This is a genomic window from Streptomyces luteolifulvus (genome assembly GCF_008806595.1).
GTDB classification, from domain to species: Bacteria; Actinomycetota; Actinomycetes; order Streptomycetales; family Streptomycetaceae; genus Streptomyces; species Streptomyces luteolifulvus.
This window is the reverse complement of record NZ_VZRB01000028.1, coordinates 84,119-102,078: the sequence shown is the minus strand read 5'-3', so window position 1 is coordinate 102,078 and position 17,960 is coordinate 84,119. Positions and strand designations below refer to the sequence as shown.

The window sequence follows — 17,960 nt, the reverse complement described above, 5'->3', positions numbered from 1 at the left end:
GGTCGAGGTGAGTTGCGCGCCGTACGGGGGTGAGCTGCGGCGTGGGGCGACCCCTGGCCGGTTGTCCACAGGCAGTTGTCCACAGGGGTGGCCCGTCCCGGCGGGCCTTGGCACAGTGGTGGGCATGCGGGGGTGGTGGCAGGACCTCACCGACCTGGTGCTGCCGGCCGAGTGCGGAGGCTGCGGGAGGCCGCGCACGGTGCTCTGCCCGGAGTGCCGTGACGCGCTGAGCGGGGCCGCGCCCTGCCGGGTGCGGCCGGTGCCGCAGCCGCCCGGGCTGCCGGTCGTGCACGCGGCCGCCCGGTACGCGGACGCGGTGCGGGCGGTGCTGCTGGCGCACAAGGAGCGGGGCGCGCTGGCGCTCGCGGCACCCCTCGGAGCGGCTCTGGCGGGGGCTGTGGGCGTGGGCGTACGGGAGGCTCTGGCGAGGGCCGACGGGTGCCTGCGGACGGGGCCGCCGGAGACTCGCACGCCGGGTGGGGGCGCTGTGCTGCTGGTTCCGGTGCCGTCCTCGCGCGGGGCGGTCCGGGCACGCGGGCATGATCCGGCGCGGCGGATCGCGCTCGCGGCGGCGGGGGAGCTGCGGCGGAGCGGGACACCGGCCCGGGTGGCCGCGGTGCTGCGGCAGAGGCGGACCGTGGCCGACCAGTCGGGGCTCAACTCCCGGCAGCGGCTGGACAATCTCGCCGGCGCGCTGGCGGTGGCTCCGGCCGGGGCCCGGCTGCTTTTCGGCGGGCCGGTGGTGCTCGTCGACGACTTGATGACGACCGGCGCGTCCCTTGCGGAGGCGGCGCGTGCCGTGCGGGCGGCGAGGGCGGCAGAGGCCGCGTATATCGGCGTGGAACCGCTCGTGTATGCGGCGGCAACTCGGGAAAGCACTGAGGAACGGGTGCAACGGATGCAACGGATGCAGCGGATGCAACGGACGCAACAGGTGCGACGGAGGGAACCGATCGGGGGATCGAGAGGATCGATGCGGGAAGAGCCGGAAAGGGCGGGCGTTGACCGTGCCCATGACCAGATCTGCGCGGCCGTGGTCGCGGCAACCCCGGATTCCTTCGAAATGAATCGGAACTGACTGCGAACCTGCATCGTTGCAGGTAATGAGAGGGTCAATTCACCTGAACGGAGGTACGCCGCGGTAGAGGGTGACGACATCCGTCCGGGCGAGATATGTTCGGTTGTGAGAGAAAGGCGCAGGCCACCCCTCTCGTACCGAATGCCGTGTCGCGGGTTTTTCACTGTCACCCGCGTCGGTGGAGTGGAGATCTTGCCCTCGGGGGAGGAGGTGGGAGTCACCGAGTCCGGAGGTTCCGGGGCTCACCGGAGCCTGGTGCAAAAGGGAGATGCTCCGCCGCCGAAGCGGAGTGATCCGGGAACGGAGTTCTGCGTGGACATCGTCGTCAAGGGCCGCAAGACCGAGGTGCCCGAGCGGTTCCGCAAGCACGTGGCCGAGAAGCTGAAGCTGGAGAAGATCCAGAGGCTCGATGCCAAGGTGATCAGCCTCGACGTCGAGGTGTCCAAGGAGCCCAACCCCCGTCAGGCCGACCGTTGCGACCGAGTGGAGATCACGCTCCGCTCTCGTGGTCCGGTGATCCGGGCGGAGGCAGCGGCCAGCGATCCGTACGCGGCACTCGATCTGGCCGCGGAAAAACTGGACGCCCGGCTGCGCAAGCAGCACGACAAGCGTTTCTCACGCCGAGGCGCACGCCGGCTCACGGCGGCCGAGGTTCCCGACCACGTTCCGGGCGCGGCGACGCTCAACGGCAACGGGTCCACGGTCCACGAGGAAGAGCCGGACGGCGTGCCCACCAAGAAGATCGGTTCGCTCGAGGTGAAGGGCGAAGGCCCCCTCGTCGTTCGCGAGAAGACCCACGTCGCCTCCCCGATGACGCTCGACCAGGCCCTCTACGAAATGGAACTGGTCGGACATGACTTCTATCTCTTCGTCGACTCCGAGACGAAGGAACCGAGTGTCGTCTACCGACGGCACGCCTACGACTACGGCGTCATCCACCTCAGCACGGACCCGATGGTCACCCAGGCGCAGGCTCCCGCGGCGGGCGGCACGCTGGGCGGATGAGCCGCGAGGCTGACAGTTGAGAGGTGCCCCTGGAGCGCGTGTGCGCCCCCAGGGGCACCGGTGTGCGACCTCTTCGCGCCCCGCTCTGTCACCTCAGTGTCGTCCGGGCATGGAATCATGGCCGCACCGGCCCAACCGGTGGGCCGTTGCCTTGGGTTGGCGATGGCACAGGACCACAGGCCACAGCCTCAGGGGGAGGAACGATGGCGGACAGCTTCGGACCGATGCGGGACGCCGACGGCGTCGTCGGCCCGGGCCCGGACGAGGGCTCTCCACGCAAGGAACCGATCCGTGTCCTTGTCGTGGACGACCACGCGCTCTTCCGCCGGGGCCTGGAGATCGTGCTCGCGGCCGAGGAGGACATCCAGGTGGTCGGGGAGGCGGGCGACGGCGCCGAGGCCGTCGACAAAGCCGCCGACCTGCTGCCGGACATCGTGCTGATGGACGTGCGGATGCCCAAGCGGGGCGGGATCGAGGCGTGCACCTCCATCAAGGAGGTCGCCCCCAGCGCCAAGATCATCATGCTGACGATCAGCGACGAAGAGGCCGATCTCTACGACGCGATCAAGGCCGGCGCGACCGGGTATCTCCTCAAGGAGATCTCGACGGACGAGGTCGCCACCGCCATTCGCGCGGTCGCCGACGGGCAGTCGCAGATCAGCCCGTCCATGGCCTCGAAGCTGCTCACCGAGTTCAAGTCGATGATCCAGCGCACGGACGAACGCCGTCTGGTGCCCGCCCCCCGGCTCACGGACCGTGAGCTGGAGGTCCTCAAGCTCGTGGCCACGGGGATGAACAACCGGGACATCGCCAAGGAGTTGTTCATCTCCGAGAACACGGTGAAGAACCACGTCCGCAACATCCTGGAGAAGCTGCAGCTGCACTCCAGGATGGAGGCGGTGGTCTACGCGATGCGGGAGAAGATCCTCGAGATCCGGTGACGCCCGGAGATCCGGTGACGCTCAGCCGAGGATGCGGCTGAGCTCCCGGGTGAGCGGCTCGCGCAGTCCGGGGGCGTCCACCCGTTCCACGCGTACGTTCGTGCAGTCCACCCAGCTCGCCGCCTCCACCAGGGCCTGGGCCGCCGGCTGGACCGCCTTCGGGCCCTCCAGGGTGACCTGCCTGGCCACCAAGGTGCGGCCCTCGCGAGCCGGGTCCACCCGGCCGACCAGTCGGCCACCGGCCAGCAGCGGCATCGCGAAGTAGCCGTACACGCGCTTCGGCTTGGGGACGTAGGCCTCCAGGCGGTGCGTGAAGCCGAAGATGCGCTCCGTGCGGGCCCGCTCCCAGATCAGGGAGTCGAAGGGGGACAGCAGCGTGATGCGGTGGCGGCCGCGCGGGGCCGTTTCCAGGGCCGCGGGGTCGGCCCAGGCCGGCTTGTCCCAGCCCTCGACCGTGACCGGGACCAGACCGGAGTCGGCGATCACCGCGTCGAACTGTTCGCCCTTGAGACGGTGGTAGTCGGCTATGTCCGCGCGCGTGCCGACGCCCAGGGACTCGCCCGCCAGCCGCACCAGGCGGCGCAGGCACTCGGTGTCGTCCAGATCGTCGTGCAGCAGTGTCTGCGGGACGGCGCGCTCGGCGAGGTCGTACACACGCTTCCAGCCGCGGCGCTCGACGCACACCACCTCGCCGTGCATCAGGGCGCGCTCCACCGCGACCTTCGCACCGGACCAGTCCCACCACTCGCTGGTGCGCTTGGCGCCGCCCAACTCGGTGGCCGTGAGAGGGCCTTCGGCACGGAGCTGCTTGATGACCTGGTCGTAGGTGCCGTCCGGCAGATCGTGGTTCCAGTGCGGGCGGTCGCGGTAGGCGCGCCGGCGGAAGGCGAAGTGGGGCCATTCCTCGATGGGGAGGATGCACGCGGCGTGCGACCAGTACTCGAAGGCGTGGGGCTGCTGCGCCGTGGGCGCACCGGTGGCGCCGGTGCCCCAGTAGGCGGCCTCGACGGTCTTGCGGCCCACGGCGCCCAGGCGGGCGTACGGGATGAGCTCGTGGGAACGGGCGAGGACCGAGATGGTGTCGAGCTGGACCGCGCCCAGGTGCCGCAGGATGCCGCGGACGCCCGCCCGGCGGTCGGGGGCACCGAGGAAGCCCTGTGCGCGCAGGGCGATACGGCGGGCCTCGGTGGCGGAGAGGGTGGTGGCTGGGCGCGGGGTCGTCATGGTCCGCACGATAGGCGGTGGCACTGACATTGATGCTGATACTCAGGTTCCGGTGGCCGTGGCTCGGGCACTGACTGACGTCCTGCTGGGCTGTCTTCCTGTTGGTCTGTCCGGCCGCCGGGATCTGTTCTCATGGCTCCGGCCGGGCGGAACATGACCTGATAGGAGCTTGGTCAGAAGCCCCTTCGATGTCCTGTCTGCGCCACCCGGCCGGTGCCCACCTCCGGCAAGGAAGGCCCTCCCATGCCGACACCGTCCACGTCGCGGTCATCAGCGACAGCGGCGGCCACCTGGCGGATGCCGAGTTCACCGCCGCCGCCGCCGGATACGCCGCGGCCCTGGCCTTCCTGAACGCACACCGCCACGTGAGGGCGTGGAAGGCACCTCCTCCTACGGAGCCGGCTTCACCCGCTCCGCGATCTCACACGGGCAGTACGTCGTCGAGGTCAACCGGCCCGACCGGGCCGAACGCCGCCGCATCGGCAAGTCCGACCCCATCGACGCCTACGCCGCCGCCCGCGCCGCCCTGTCCGGACGGGCCTCCAGCGCCCCCAAGGACGACACCGTCGCCGGCATACGCGCCCTGCACAACGCCGCCCGCTCCGCGGTGAAGGCCCGCACCGCCACCCTGAACCAGATCGGCAGCATCCTCATCACCGCTCCCGAGACCGTCCGGGCCAAGTACGGCCGCCTCAAAGGAACGGACCGCACCGACGCCCTGGCCCGGCTGCGTCCAGCCGGTGACGCGGTCCACACCGCGGTCCTCACCGCGCTGAAGAGCCTCGCCCGACGCGTCAAGGAGCTGACCGCCGAGCACCAGGCCCTGGTCAAGGCCCTGGACAGCGTGGTGAGCGTCCACAACCCCGGCCTGCGGGCTGCCCGCGGAGTCGGTCCCGACACCGCGGCCCAGCTGCTGGTCACCGCCGGAGGCAATCCCGAACGCATGCGGACCGAGGCTTCCTTCGCCGCTCTCTGCGGAGCCGCACCGGTCCCCGCCTCCAGCGGCCGGAGCAACCGTCACCGCCTCTCACGCGGCGGCGACCGGGCCGCCAACGCGGCCCTCTACCGCGTCGCTCTGGTCCGCATGTCCAGCGACTCCCGCACCCGCGAGTACGTGGCACGGCAGACCGCCGCCGGCCGGACGAAGAGAGAGATCATCCGGCTCCTGAAACGGGCCATCGCCCGCGAGATGTTCCGCTGTCTGACCACCGCAGTCGCCGTCCCCGGCATCGCCGACCTGCGACTCCTGCGTCAGTCCAAGAACCTCACCCTCACCGCTGCCGCCCAGCACCTCGGAGTCTGGCCGGCCACCATCTCCACCCTCGAACGCGGGATCCGCCGAGACGACGACCTCGCCCACGCCTACCGCAACCGGCTCCAAGCCGCTTGACGAGAAATAGGAGCATCAACGGGGGCTGACCTGCGCTCACGGGCCGGGCGGAGCGGACCGTTCGGGTGCGGGCAGATACGGAGCCGTCGAGGGCAGGCCCAGGTCCGACGGCAGCAGGGAACCCACCCAGCAGTCCCGCCGTACGCCCTGGTGGATGATCGCCGAGCGAAGGACGCCCTCGACCACGAAACCGACGCGTTCCGCCACCGCGCGTGAGGGCCTGTTGCCGACTTCCGCACGCCACTCCACGCGGTCGACCGACAGACGGGTGAAGGCCCAGCGGGAGACCGCGCGGGCGGCCTCGGTGACATAGCCGTTGCGGCGATGCTCCTTCGTCCCCCAGAAGCCGATCTCGGCCGCGCTCACGGAACGCATCGTGAGGCCGAGCATGCCCACCAGCTCCCCTTCGGGGAGGAAGGCGCCGAACGTGAGCATCGAACCGCTCGCCCATCCGTCCGGGACGAGCTGTTCCGTGAAGCCCTGGGCGTGTTCCGGGAGATACGGCGAGGGGATCGACGTCCAGCGCTGGATGTCGGGGTCCTGGGCGGCCGCGTACACGGCCTCGGTGTCGTCCGGGCCGACCGTGCGCAGGATCAGGCGGTCGGTCGTCAGCGTGGCGGGTTCCATCGGCCGATTCTGCTCGGGAGCTCGTCGTGGGCGCCATCTCATTCACCGTGTGTGAGGACGTGATCACATTTCGCGCGATCGGTCGGGGGAACGCGGCACCATCCGCGACCCTTGGCCGTTGTCCCTTTGGAACACTCTTTGGAACAGATTTGAAATGATGGACGGCCGCCGTCCCCGGCAGGCCTCCCGGCGTGCCGGGGTCCTCGCATACGATGGCCGTTGCTCAGTAAGCCAAATGAAACCGACCGTCCCAGGCCCGACCGGCAAGGAGACCAACCCCCGTGTCCGTCCTCTCGAAGATCATGCGTGCAGGCGAAGGCAAGATCCTGCGCAAGCTGCACCGCATCGCGGACCAGGTCAACTCCATCGAAGAGGACTTCGTCGACCTCTCCGACGCCGAGCTGCGGGCCCTCACCGATGAGTACAAGCAGCGCTACGCCGACGGCGAGAGCCTGGACGACCTGCTGCCCGAGGCCTTCGCCACCGTGCGCGAGGCCGCCAAGCGCGTCCTCGGCCAGCGTCACTACGACGTCCAGATGATGGGTGGCGCCGCCCTCCACCTCGGCTATGTCGCCGAGATGAAGACCGGTGAGGGCAAGACCCTGGTCGGCACCCTGCCCGCGTATCTGAACGCCCTCTCCGGAGAAGGCGTTCACCTGATCACGGTCAACGACTACCTGGCCGAGCGCGACTCCGAGATGATGGGGCGCGTCCACAAGTTCCTGGGCCTCACCGTCGGCTGCATCCTGGCCAACATGACGCCGGCCCAGCGCCGCGAGCAGTACCAGTGCGACATCACGTACGGCACGAACAACGAGTTCGGCTTCGACTACCTGCGCGACAACATGGCGTGGTCCAAGGACGAACTCGTCCAGCGCGGCCACAACTTCGCCATCGTCGACGAGGTCGACTCCATCCTCGTCGACGAGGCCCGTACTCCGCTGATCATCTCCGGCCCCGCGGACCAGGCCACCAAGTGGTACGGCGACTTCGCCAAGCTGGTCACGCGCCTGAAGAAGGGCGAGGCCGGCAACCCCCTCAAGGGCCTCGAGGAGACCGGCGACTACGACGTCGACGAGAAGAAGCGCACGGTCGCCATCCATGAGTCCGGTGTCAGCAAGGTCGAGGACTGGCTGGGCATCGACAACCTCTACGAGTCGGTGAACACGCCGCTGGTGGGCTACCTGAACAACGCCATCAAGGCCAAGGAGCTCTTCAAGAAGGACAAGGACTACGTGGTCATCGACGGCGAGGTCATGATCGTCGACGAGCACACCGGCCGTATCCTCGCCGGCCGCCGCTACAACGAGGGCATGCACCAGGCCATCGAGGCGAAGGAAGCGGTGGACATCAAGGACGAGAACCAGACGCTCGCCACGATCACCCTGCAGAACTTCTTCCGTCTCTACGGCAAGCTCTCCGGCATGACCGGTACGGCGATGACCGAGGCCGCCGAGTTCCACCAGATCTACAAGCTCGGCGTGGTCCCGATCCCCACCAACAAGCCGATGATCCGCAAGGACCAGTCGGACCTGATCTACCGCACCGAGGTCGCCAAGTTCGAGGCGGTCGTCGACGACATCGCCGAGAAGCACGAGAAGGGCCAGCCGATCCTCGTCGGTACGACGTCGGTCGAGAAGTCCGAATACCTCTCGCAGCAGCTGAGCAAGCGCGGAATCCAGCATGAGGTGCTGAACGCCAAGCAGCACGACCGGGAGGCGACGATCGTCGCCCAGGCCGGCCGCAGGGGCGCCGTCACCGTGGCCACCAACATGGCCGGCCGTGGTACGGACATCAAGCTGGGCGGAAACCCCGACGACCTCGCCGAGGCGGAGCTGCGTCAGCGCGGGATCGACCCCGAGGAGCACATCGAGGAGTGGGCGCACGCCCTGCCCGCCGCGCTGGAGAAGGCCGAGCGTGCGGTCAAGGCGGAGTTCGAGGAGGTCAAGGAGCTCGGCGGTCTGTATGTGCTGGGCACCGAACGGCACGAGTCGCGCCGTATCGACAACCAGCTGCGCGGCCGCTCCGGCCGTCAGGGCGACCCGGGCGAGTCCCGCTTCTACCTCTCGCTGGGCGACGACCTCATGCGCCTGTTCAAGGCCCAGATGGTCGAGCGCGTGATGTCGATGGCGAACGTCCCGGACGACGTGCCGATCGAGAACAAGATGGTCACGCGCGCGATCGCGTCCGCACAGTCGCAGGTCGAGCAGCAGAACTTCGAGACCCGCAAGAACGTCCTCAAGTACGACGAGGTCCTCAACCGTCAGCGCGAGGTCATCTACGGCGAGCGGCGCCGCGTCCTGGAGGGCGAGGACCTGCAGGAGCAGATCCAGCACTTCATGGACGACACGATCGACGCCTACGTCGGCGCCGAGACCGCCGAGGGCTTCCCCGAGGACTGGGACCTCGACCGTCTGTGGGGCGCCTTCAAGCAGCTCTACCCGGTGAAGGTCACCATCGACGAGCTGGAGGAGGCCGCCGGCGACCGGGCCGGGCTGACCGCCGAGTACATCTCCGAGTCCATCAAGGACGACATCCACGAGCAGTACGAGCAGCGTGAGGCGCAGCTCGGCTCCGAGATCATGCGTGAGCTGGAGCGCCGGGTCGTGCTGTCGGTCCTCGACCGCAAGTGGCGCGAGCACCTCTACGAGATGGACTACCTCCAGGAGGGCATCGGCCTGCGCGCGATGGCGCAGAAGGACCCGCTGGTCGAGTACCAGCGCGAGGGCTTCGACATGTTCACCGCGATGATGGAGGGCATCAAGGAGGAGTCCGTCGGCTACCTGTTCAACCTGGAGGTCCAGGTCGAGCAGCAGGTCGAGGAGGTCCCGGTCGAGGACGCCGTGCCGTCGCTCGACAAGCAGGACACGGTGCCCGCGCAGGCCGGCGCGCGTCCCGAGATCCGCGCCAAGGGGCTCGACGCCCCGCAGCGGCGGGACCTGCACTTCTCCGCGCCGACCGTGGACGGCGAGGGCGGCATCGTCGAGGGCGACTTCAGCGACGGCGACGAGCCGGTGCGCTCGGAGGCGGACGGCCTCACGCGCGCGGAGCGGCGCAAGCAGGCCCGTGGCGGGCGGCGCCGCAAGAAGTGAGTGACGGTGCCCGAGGCGCCGTAGCGGCTTGAAGGGCCGGGTCACCCGAGGGGTGGCCCGGCCTTTCGGCGTCCATGGAGTCAGTGGTCGTCCCTGGGAGTCGGTTCGTCGTCCCTGGGAGTCAGTCGTCGTCCGTGCGCGGGGCGCGCGGGCCTCCCATCTCCACCGCCGTGCAGCGCCAGCGCAGGTCCGGGCCCTGCTCCAGGCGGAAGGCCAGCGCACGCAGCTGGTCGCCGGCGCCGATGCGGGCGAAGGCCTCGACGGCGCCGTTGCGGGGGACGTAGTAGCCGATGTCGCGGACGACGGGACGTGTGCCGCGGGTGCGCAGGGGGCCGCGTTCCGCGAGGCGGGCCAGTTCGTCGTAGGCCCGGCCCGCGGTGTGCCGCAGCATCCAGTGGACGGGGCGCTGACCGCTCAGGACGGCGAGGAGACGGTCCGCGAAGACATCGGTGGGCCGTGGCACCGGGACCGGCCTGCGCGGCGTCTGGGCGGGCACCGTGAGGGCCTCGCGGCCGTCGTGGGCGTCAAGGGCGCCCCGCGCTCCCTCGATGGCCCGCGCTCCCCCGGTGTCCCGGGCTGCCGCGGGGTCCCCGGTCAATCCGCGGGCTGCCGGGCCCCTGCCCGGAGCCGTCGGCGGGCGGCCGTCGCTCGGCCTGGTGCGGCTGCGGGTTCCGCTGCCACCCGGTCCGCCCGGGGGCCGACCGCCCGCCACCGTCGTACGGGCCGCGCCGCCGCCGGGTGTACGGGGTGGGGTGCCGCCGGGGTGGCGGGCGTCGCGGCGGCTCGGCGGGCGGGTGCCGGAGTGGTGCCTCGCCCTGGTCATGACCTTGTTCATGGATGTCCCCGTGTGCTTGACCGCCCGTTCCGTACCGGGCAGTAACTTTCCGGTCGGGGCTCTTGTACGGGGCTTCGGGCCGTCGGGGCAAGGCGGCCGGACCCGGATGTGGGCCGCCGAAATGTTCACTTATCCGAGTGATCGAGGGGGTGCCGAAGCCTGCGATCAAAGGGGTGCACAGGGTGAGTTTCCGGCCCGGAGTGGACGCTTCCAAGGTCGCGGACAGGAACTCGATCGGGGGCTCCCGCACGTATCCTGAAGGCCCTCCGGAACCACCGCCGAACCGACGAAGAAAGCGGACAGCCATGCGCGTCTACGTCCCCCTGACCCTCCCCGGGCTCGCCGAGGCGTACAAGACGGGAGAGCTGGGGGCGGGGCCGCTCGTCGCCTACGCCGTCACACCGGCGCTGCGGGAGTGGTACCTCTCCGACGACATCGAGGAGCTGGAGTACGCGGCGCTGAGCCGGGCCGCCCTGGCCTCGCTGCGGCTCCTGGCGGCCGACCCCGGGGCGGGGCGGCGGCGGGTCGTGGTCGCCGTCGACGTGGCCGACGGTGCGGCGGTCGCCGACCCCGACCGGGGGCTCGACCCCGCCGCGCTCGGCGAGGTGCGGATCGCCGGGGCGGTGAAGCTGGCCAAGGCGGCCTCGGTGCACATCGACTCGGACGACGCGAAGGCGGACGTGAGCGCCGCGGCCGAGGCGCTGGCGGCGGCGGACACGGGGGACGACGACGCACAGTTCCTGGTGGACGGTGCCGAGGACCACGAGCTGCTGTGGTTCGCCACGCAGGAGATCCCGAACCTGGTGGGACAGGAGGGGTAGAAGGGGTCGGTCGTCGTGGCGCAGCGACCCTGTGACCTGCGGTTCTCTTGATTGTCAGTGGCGGCGGGTACGTTTTTGGCATGGGGAAGCAGACAGACGCGCACATCGTCTGGGACTGGAACGGGACCCTGTTCCACGACAATGACGCGATCATCGGGGCGACGAACGCGGCGTTCGGCGAGCTGGGCCTGGAGCCGATCACGATGGAGCAGTACCGGGCGCTGTACTGCGTGCCGGTGCCCAAGTTCTACGAGCGGCTGCTGGGGCGGCTGCCCACCGACACCGAGTGGGAGGTCATGGACGAGACCTTCCATCGCCACTACTCAGAGCACCGGATCAGATGCGGGCTCGCCGAGGGGGCCGCGGAGCTGCTCGCGGAGTGGCGGTCGGCCGGTCGCAGCCAGTCCCTCCTCAGCATGTACGGGCATGACGAACTCGTCCCGCTGGTACGCGGGTTCGGGATAGAGGCGCACTTCATACGCGTCGACGGGCGGACCGGGCCCTCGGGCGGCAGCAAGGCCGAGCACATGGTGCGGCACCTGGCCGCGCTGGCCGCGGGAGCCGGCGTGGACCCCATACGCACGGTGGTGATCGGGGACGCCGCCGACGACGCGCTGGCCGCGCGGCACGTGGGGGCCCGGGCCGTGCTGTACACCGGCGGTTCGCACGGCCGGGCGAGCCTGGAGGAGGCGGGGGTACCGGTGGTGGACACGCTGGCGGAAGCGGTCGCGGAGGCGGAACGGCTCGCGGCGTGAGCGTGCGAGGGCACGACGGCCGGGGCACGAGGACCCCAAGGCCGCCGCACCCCTGGGAGCCGAGGCCGCTCTGAGCCCGCTCAGGTCACCGGCGCCTTCGCGCGCAGCACCTTCAGGAATTCCCGCATCCAGCCGGAGTGGTCCGGCCAGGCGCGGGAGGAGACCAGCGTGCCGTCGACGACGGCCTCCGCGTCCTGGAAGGTGGCGCCCGCGGCCTGCATGTCCAGCTCCAGGGCCGGGTATGCCGTGACACGCCGGCCGCGAAGGCCGTCGATAGCGGCGGTGAGCAGCGGACCGTGGCAGATCTGGGCGATGGGCTTGTCCGCGTCGAAGAAGGACTTGAGGATCTTGCGGAGTTCGGGGTCGTTGCGCAGGTACTCCGGGGCGCGGCCGCCGGGGATGACGACGGCGGCGTACTGTCCGGGCTCCACCTCGGAGAACGCGAGGTCGGCGGGCCAGGTGTAGCCGGGTTTCTCGGTGTAGGTGTCGAAGCCGGGCTCGAAGTCGTGGACGACGAACTGGAGCTTCTTGCGGGCGGGGGCGGCGATATGGACCTCGTAGCCCTCCTCGCGGAGGCGCTGGTACGGGTACAGCACTTCCAGCGACTCTGCTGCGTCGCCGGTGACGATGAGGATTTTTGCTGTCATATCGGCAACGTGCCTCCGGAGGGCGGCCTTGCCAAGGGGGCGCGCGGTGCCGGACGCAGCATTGGCCGGAGCGGGTGGGGTCGGCCGCGGCGGCCGAATACGACAGCTCGACGCTCTCCGCTCCTGTGCAGAACGTCAAACTTCTCCCCTCGGTTTTGTACACATACGGCTCATGACGGGCCCCCTGTAAGGAGCGATAGCCTTGGTGGCGTGATCAGCGCGATAGCTCGCGGGGGCACCGTTGCCCCCGCCCTGAGCCCGGTGAGCACGGACCACCTCCGTGACCGGGCGGCGATCGCTGGTCTTCACGGGCGGGACGGGGCCGCAAGGGCCCCCAGGGCGCCGTACACACCCCGGAAGCAGGCGGCGCCGAGAGCAGCGTCACACCCTGCGGGCGTGTCGAGAATGGCTTATATCCCTCCGCTCGTCTCACCTTGCGGCATAGCGTCGGAACAGACCGGACACCCCGCGTCTCGGCGTCACGTCGCAGGGGAAGAGACCGTACTTCTTTCTACGTCACGCAACGGCGCGCGACAGGAGCCAGAGGACAATGCAGACCAAGCTGGACGAAGCCAAGGCCGAGCTGCTCGAGAGGGCCGCCCGGGTAGCTGAGAACAGCCCGGTCGGGGGGCACCTACCGACCGGGACGACGGACGAGGGCACTCCGGACCCGGACATCGTGCTCGCGTTCCTCCAGCGCTACTACCTGCACACCGCCCCGGAGGACCTCACCGACCGCGACCCGGTCGACATCCTCGGAGCCGCATTCTCGCACTACAGACTGGCCGAGAACCGCCCGCAGGGTACGGCCAACGTGCGGGTCCACACCCCGACCGTCGAGGAGAACGGCTGGACCTGCAGCCACTCGGTCGTCGAGGTCGTCACCGACGACATGCCCTTCCTCGTGGACTCCGTCACCAACGAGCTGACCCGCCAGGGGCGCGGCATCCACGTCGTGATCCACCCGCAGATGATCGTGCGCCGGGACCTCACCGGCCGGCTGATCGAGGTGCTCAGCACGCCTCCCGCCGACCGCCTCCCGCACGACGCGCACACCGAGTCCTGGATCCACGTCGAGATCGACCGCGAGACCGACCGCGGCGATCTGAAGCAGATCACCGCCGATCTGCTGCGCGTTCTGTCCGACGCCCGGGAGGCCGTCGAGGACTGGGACAAGATGCGGGACGCGGCGCTGCGGATGGCCGACGAGCTGCCCAAGGAGCCCATCGCCTCCGATCTGCGCGAGCAGGAGGTGGAGGAGGCCCGCGAGCTGCTGCGCTGGCTGGCCGCCGACCACTTCACCTTCCTCGGCTACCGCGAGTATCAGCTGCGGGACGACGACTCGCTCGCCGCCCTCCCCGGCACCGGCCTCGGCATACTGCGTTCCGACCCGCACCACTCGGGCGACGAGAGCCACCCCGTGAGCCCCTCCTTCGAGCGGCTGCCCGCCGACGCCCGCGCCAAGGCGCGCGAGCACAAGCTGCTGGTGCTGACCAAGGCCAACAGCCGGGCCACCGTGCACCGGCCGTCGTACCTCGACTACATCGGCGTCAAGAAGTTCGACGACAAGGGCAACGTCGTCGGAGAGCGGCGCTTCCTCGGTCTGTTCTCCTCCGCCGCGTACACCGAGTCCGTGCGCCGTGTCCCGGTCATCCGCCGCAAGGTCGACGAGGTCCTGGAGCGCGCCGGGTTCTCGCCCCACAGCCACGACGGGCGCGACCTGCTGCAGATCCTGGAGACCTACCCGCGCGACGAGCTCTTCCAGACCCCGGCCGACGAGCTGCAGTCCATCGCCACCTCCGTGCTCTACCTCCAGGAGCGCAGGCGACTGCGCCTCTACCTCCGCCAGGACGAGTACGGGCGCTACTACTCCGCCCTCGTCTACCTCCCCCGCGACCGCTACACCACCGGGGTGCGGCTGCGGATCATCGACATCCTCAAGGAGGAACTCGGCGGCATCAGCGTCGACTTCACGGCCTGGAACACCGAGTCGATCCTCTCCCGGCTGCACTTCGTGGTCCGGGTCCCGCAGGGCACCGAGCTGCCGGAGCTGTCCGACACCGACAAGGAGCGCATCGAGGCCCGGCTGGTGGAGGCCGCCCGCTCCTGGGCCGACGGCTTCACCGAGGCGCTCAACGCCGAGCTGGGCGAGGAGCGCGCGGCCGAGCTGCTGCGCCGCTACAGCAACGCCTTCCCCGAGGGCTACAAGGCCGACCACAACCCGCGGGCGGCGGTCGCCGACATCGTCAACCTGGAGCGGCTCAGCGCGGACCAGGCCCACAGCGGCAAGGACTTCGCGCTCAGCCTCTACGAGCCCGTGGGCGCCGCGCCAGAGGAACGCCGGTTCAAGATCTACCGCAAGGGCGACGCCGTCTCCCTGTCCGCCGTGCTGCCGGCCCTCAACCGGCTCGGCGTCGAGGTGACCGACGAGCGGCCGTACGAGCTGCGCTGCGCGGATCGCAGCGTCGCCTGGATCTACGACTTCGGCCTGCGCGTGCCCAAGACGCAGAACGGCGCCGGCGACTACCTCGGTGACGACGGCCGCGAGCGCTTCCAGGATGCCTTCACCGCCACCTGGACCGGCAGGGCCGAGAACGACGGCTTCAACGCCCTCGTGCTGAGCGCCGGGCTCACCTGGCGCCAGGCGATGGTGCTGCGCGCCTACGCCAAGTACCTCCGTCAGGCGGGTTCCACCTTCAGCCAGGACTACATGGAGGACACCCTCCGCAACAACGTCCACACCACCCGGCTGCTGGTGTCGCTGTTCGAGGCGCGGATGTCGCCGGACCGGCAGCGCGCCGGGCTCGAGATCACCGACGCCCTGCTGGAGGAACTGGACGCCGCCCTCGACCAGGTTGCGAGCCTCGACGAGGACCGGATCCTGCGGTCCTTCCTCACCCTCATCAAGGCGACACTCCGCACGAACTTCTTCCAGGAGGCGATGGGCGGCAAGCCGCACGACTACGTCTCCATGAAGTTCGACCCGCAGGCCATCCCCGATCTGCCGGCGCCGCGGCCGGCGTACGAGATCTGGGTGTACTCGCCGCGGGTGGAGGGCGTGCACCTCCGGTTCGGGAAGGTCGCGCGGGGCGGGCTGCGCTGGTCCGACCGCAAGGAGGACTTCCGGACCGAGATCCTCGGCCTGGTCAAGGCGCAGATGGTGAAGAACACCGTCATCGTGCCGGTCGGCGCCAAGGGCGGCTTCGTCGCCAAGCAGCTGCCCGACCCGAGCGTGGACCGCGACGCATGGCTCGCCGAGGGCGTCGCCAGCTACAAGATGTTCATCTCGGCGCTGCTCGACATCACCGACAACATGGTGGCCGGCGAGGTCGTGCCCCCGGCGGACGTCGTCCGGCACGACGGGGACGACACCTACCTCGTCGTCGCCGCCGACAAGGGCACCGCGACCTTCTCGGACATCGCCAACGGGGTCGCGAACACCTACAACTTCTGGCTCGGCGACGCCTTCGCCTCCGGCGGCAGCGCGGGCTACGACCACAAGCGCATGGGCATCACCGCCCGCGGCGCCTGGGAGTCCGTGAAGCGGCACTTCCGGGAGCTGGGTGTGGACACGCAGGCCGAGGACTTCACGGTCGTCGGCATCGGTGACATGTCCGGTGACGTGTTCGGCAACGGCATGCTGCTCAGCGAGCACATCCGCCTGGTCGCCGCCTTCGACCACCGGCACATCTTCATCGACCCCGAACCGGACGCGGCCGTCTCCTACGCCGAGCGCCGCCGTGTCTTCGAGCTGCCCCGCTCCAGCTGGGAGGACTACAACACCGAGCTCCTCTCCACGGGCGGCGGCGTCTTCCCGCGTTCCGCCAAGGCCGTCCAGGTCAACGCCCACATCCGGCAGGCCCTCGGGATCGAGTCCGGCGTCACCAAGATGACTCCGGCCGACCTGATGAAGGCGATCCTGCAGGCGCCGGTGGACCTGCTGTGGAACGGCGGGATCGGTACGTACGTCAAGGCGTCCACCGAGACGCACGCCGACGTCGGCGACAAGGCCAACGACGCGATCCGTGTCGACGGCAGCGAGCTCAGGGTCAAGGTCGTCGGCGAGGGCGGCAACCTGGGTCTGACCCAGCTCGGCCGGATCGAGTTCGCGCTGCACGGCGGCAAGATCAACACGGATGCCATCGACAACAGCGCGGGCGTGGACACCTCCGACCACGAGGTGAACATCAAGATCCTGCTCAACAGCCTGGTCGCGGACGGCGACATGACGGTCAAGCAGCGCAACAGGCTGCTCGCGGAGATGACGGACGAGGTCGGCCGTCTGGTCCTGCGCAACAACTACGCGCAGAACACGGCGATCGCCAACGCGCTGGCCCAGTCGAAGGACATGCTCCACGCCCAGCAGCGGTACATGCGGCACCTGGTGCGCGAGGGCATGCTCGACCGGGCGCTGGAGTTCCTGCCCGCCGACCGCCAGATCCGCGAGCGCCTCACCGTGGGGCAGGGCCTGACCGGTCCGGAGACGGCCGTGCTGCTGGCGTACACGAAGATCACGGTCGCCGAGGAGCTGCTGCACACCTCCCTGCCGGACGACCCGTATCTGCGCAGCCTGCTCGATGCGTACTTCCCGACCGCGTTGCGCGAGCAGTTCCCCGAGCACATCGACAGCCACCCGCTGCGCCGCGAGATCACCACGACCGTCCTGGTCAACGACACGGTCAACACGGGTGGTACGACCTATCTGCACCGGCTGCGCGAGGAGACCGGCGCCTCGCTGGAGGAGATCGTCCGCGCCCAGACAGCGGCCCGCGCGATCTTCCGCTCGGCGGCGGTGTGGGACGGGGTGGAGGCGCTCGACAACAAGGCCGAGGCCGCCGTCCAGACCCGTATCCGGCTGCATTCGCGCCGGCTGGTCGAGCGCGGCACCCGCTGGCTGCTCAACAACCGGCCGCAGCCGCTGCAGCTCGCCGAGACGGTCGACTTCTTCTCCGAGCGGGTCGAGCAGGTGTGGTCGCAGCTGGCCAAGCTGCTCAAGGGCGCGGACCTGGAGTGGTACCAGCAGATCTACGACGAGCTGACGGGCGCCGGCGTCCCGGACGAACTCGCCACCCGCGTGGCCGGGTTCTCCTCGGCCTTCCCGACGCTCGACATCGTCTCGGTCGCCGACCGCACGGGCAAGGAGCCGCTGGACGTCGCCGAGGTCTACTACGACCTCGCCGACCGCCTGCACATCACCCAGCTCATGGACCGCATCGTCGAGCTGCCCCGTGCCGACCGCTGGCAGTCCATGGCCCGCAACTCGATCCGCGAGGACCTGTACGCGGCGCACGCGGCCGTGACCTCCGACGTGCTCGCGGTGGGCAACGGCAGCGCGACGCCCGAGCAGCGCTTCAAGGCGTGGGAGGAGAAGAACGCGGCGATCCTGAGCCGGGCGCGCACGACCCTGGTGGAGATCCAGGGCTCGGACTCCTTCGACCTGGCGAACCTGTCGGTAGCGATGCGCACGATGCGGACGCTCCTGCGGACGCATTCGTAGTCCTACGACGGTGAGGGCGCCTCGGGCCGGTTCGGCTCGGGGCGCCCT

General features: G+C 69.9%; 12 protein-coding genes. 8 read left to right on the top strand and 4 right to left on the bottom strand.

Features of this window, described 5'->3' with window-relative positions:
• The first annotated feature begins 124 nt into the window (after positions 1-124).
• The 3 genes from F7R91_RS31300 to F7R91_RS31290 all read left to right on the top strand — a co-directional run bounded on the left by F7R91_RS31300 (position 125) and on the right by F7R91_RS31290 (position 3,024).
• On the top strand, positions 125-1,078 hold the full coding sequence (locus tag F7R91_RS31300) for a ComF family protein (RefSeq protein ID WP_150954525.1): 954 nt from the start codon (positions 125-127) through the stop codon (positions 1,076-1,078).
• 312 nt (positions 1,079-1,390) lie between these two features.
• Positions 1,391-2,083: a ribosome hibernation-promoting factor, HPF/YfiA family gene (gene hpf / locus F7R91_RS31295; protein ID WP_150954522.1), complete on the top strand. Its 693-nt coding sequence runs from the start codon at positions 1,391-1,393 to the stop codon at positions 2,081-2,083.
• Positions 2,084-2,286: 203 nt separating this feature from the next.
• Entirely contained in the window at positions 2,287-3,024 is a 738-nt protein-coding gene (locus F7R91_RS31290; RefSeq protein ID WP_150954519.1) for a response regulator, read from the top strand.
• Between the two features lie 21 nt (positions 3,025-3,045).
• Here the strand turns inward: F7R91_RS31290 and F7R91_RS31285 are convergent, their stop codons facing one another.
• Positions 3,046-4,248: a winged helix-turn-helix domain-containing protein gene (locus tag F7R91_RS31285; RefSeq protein WP_150954516.1), complete on the bottom strand. Its 1,203-nt coding sequence runs from the start codon at positions 4,246-4,248 to the stop codon at positions 3,046-3,048.
• A 373-nt stretch (positions 4,249-4,621) separates the two neighbouring features.
• Between F7R91_RS31285 and F7R91_RS31280 the strand changes: the two genes are divergently transcribed.
• Complete coding sequence (locus tag F7R91_RS31280; RefSeq protein ID WP_225320872.1) at positions 4,622-5,638, top strand: transposase; 1,017 nt, start codon at positions 4,622-4,624, stop codon at positions 5,636-5,638.
• Positions 5,639-5,674: 36 nt separating this feature from the next.
• Here F7R91_RS31280 and F7R91_RS31275 read toward each other — a convergent pair whose 3' ends face one another.
• Positions 5,675-6,265: a GNAT family N-acetyltransferase gene (locus F7R91_RS31275; protein ID WP_150954513.1), complete on the bottom strand. Its 591-nt coding sequence runs from the start codon at positions 6,263-6,265 to the stop codon at positions 5,675-5,677.
• A 281-nt stretch (positions 6,266-6,546) separates the two neighbouring features.
• Here F7R91_RS31275 and secA point away from each other — a divergent pair, with 281 nt between their 5' ends.
• Positions 6,547-9,357, top strand: coding sequence for a preprotein translocase subunit SecA (secA, locus tag F7R91_RS31270; RefSeq protein WP_150954510.1), 2,811 nt, complete (start codon positions 6,547-6,549; stop codon positions 9,355-9,357).
• Between the two features lie 121 nt (positions 9,358-9,478).
• Here the strand turns inward: secA and F7R91_RS31265 are convergent, their stop codons facing one another.
• Complete coding sequence (locus F7R91_RS31265) at positions 9,479-10,192, bottom strand: Rv3235 family protein (protein ID WP_150954507.1); 714 nt, start codon at positions 10,190-10,192, stop codon at positions 9,479-9,481.
• A gap of 305 nt (positions 10,193-10,497) precedes the next feature.
• Between F7R91_RS31265 and F7R91_RS31260 the strand changes: the two genes are divergently transcribed.
• Positions 10,498-11,013: a DUF6912 family protein gene (locus tag F7R91_RS31260; RefSeq protein ID WP_150954504.1), complete on the top strand. Its 516-nt coding sequence runs from the start codon at positions 10,498-10,500 to the stop codon at positions 11,011-11,013.
• An 80-nt stretch (positions 11,014-11,093) separates the two neighbouring features.
• On the top strand, positions 11,094-11,768 hold the full coding sequence (locus tag F7R91_RS31255; protein ID WP_150954501.1) for an HAD family hydrolase: 675 nt from the start codon (positions 11,094-11,096) through the stop codon (positions 11,766-11,768).
• Positions 11,769-11,848: 80 nt separating this feature from the next.
• On the opposite strand, the gene F7R91_RS31250 is transcribed toward F7R91_RS31255, so the two are convergent.
• Positions 11,849-12,415 carry a DJ-1/PfpI family protein gene (locus F7R91_RS31250; protein ID WP_150954498.1) on the bottom strand — a complete coding sequence of 189 codons (567 nt, stop codon included), beginning with the start codon at positions 12,413-12,415 and terminating at the stop codon, positions 11,849-11,851.
• Positions 12,416-12,965: 550 nt separating this feature from the next.
• Between F7R91_RS31250 and F7R91_RS31245 the strand changes: the two genes are divergently transcribed.
• Complete coding sequence (locus tag F7R91_RS31245) at positions 12,966-17,912, top strand: NAD-glutamate dehydrogenase (RefSeq protein WP_150954495.1); 4,947 nt, start codon at positions 12,966-12,968, stop codon at positions 17,910-17,912.
• The last annotated feature ends 48 nt before the right edge of the window (positions 17,913-17,960 follow it).

Bases quoted from the DNA above. Each gene is read 5' to 3' on its own strand.
- F7R91_RS31300 (WP_150954525.1), top strand. From the start codon at position 125: ATGCGGGGGTGGTGGCAGGACCTCACCGACCTGGTGCTGCCGGCCGAG.
- F7R91_RS31290 (WP_150954519.1), top strand. From the start codon at position 2,287: ATGGCGGACAGCTTCGGACCGATGCGGGACGCCGACGGCGTCGTCGGC.
- F7R91_RS31285 (WP_150954516.1), bottom strand. From the start codon at position 4,248: ATGACGACCCCGCGCCCAGCCACCACCCTCTCCGCCACCGAGGCCCGC.
- F7R91_RS31275 (WP_150954513.1), bottom strand. From the start codon at position 6,265: ATGGAACCCGCCACGCTGACGACCGACCGCCTGATCCTGCGCACGGTC.
- F7R91_RS31265 (WP_150954507.1), bottom strand. From the start codon at position 10,192: ATGAACAAGGTCATGACCAGGGCGAGGCACCACTCCGGCACCCGCCCG.
- F7R91_RS31260 (WP_150954504.1), top strand. From the start codon at position 10,498: ATGCGCGTCTACGTCCCCCTGACCCTCCCCGGGCTCGCCGAGGCGTAC.
- F7R91_RS31255 (WP_150954501.1), top strand. From the start codon at position 11,094: ATGGGGAAGCAGACAGACGCGCACATCGTCTGGGACTGGAACGGGACC.
- F7R91_RS31250 (WP_150954498.1), bottom strand. From the start codon at position 12,415: ATGACAGCAAAAATCCTCATCGTCACCGGCGACGCAGCAGAGTCGCTG.
- F7R91_RS31245 (WP_150954495.1), top strand. From the start codon at position 12,966: ATGCAGACCAAGCTGGACGAAGCCAAGGCCGAGCTGCTCGAGAGGGCC.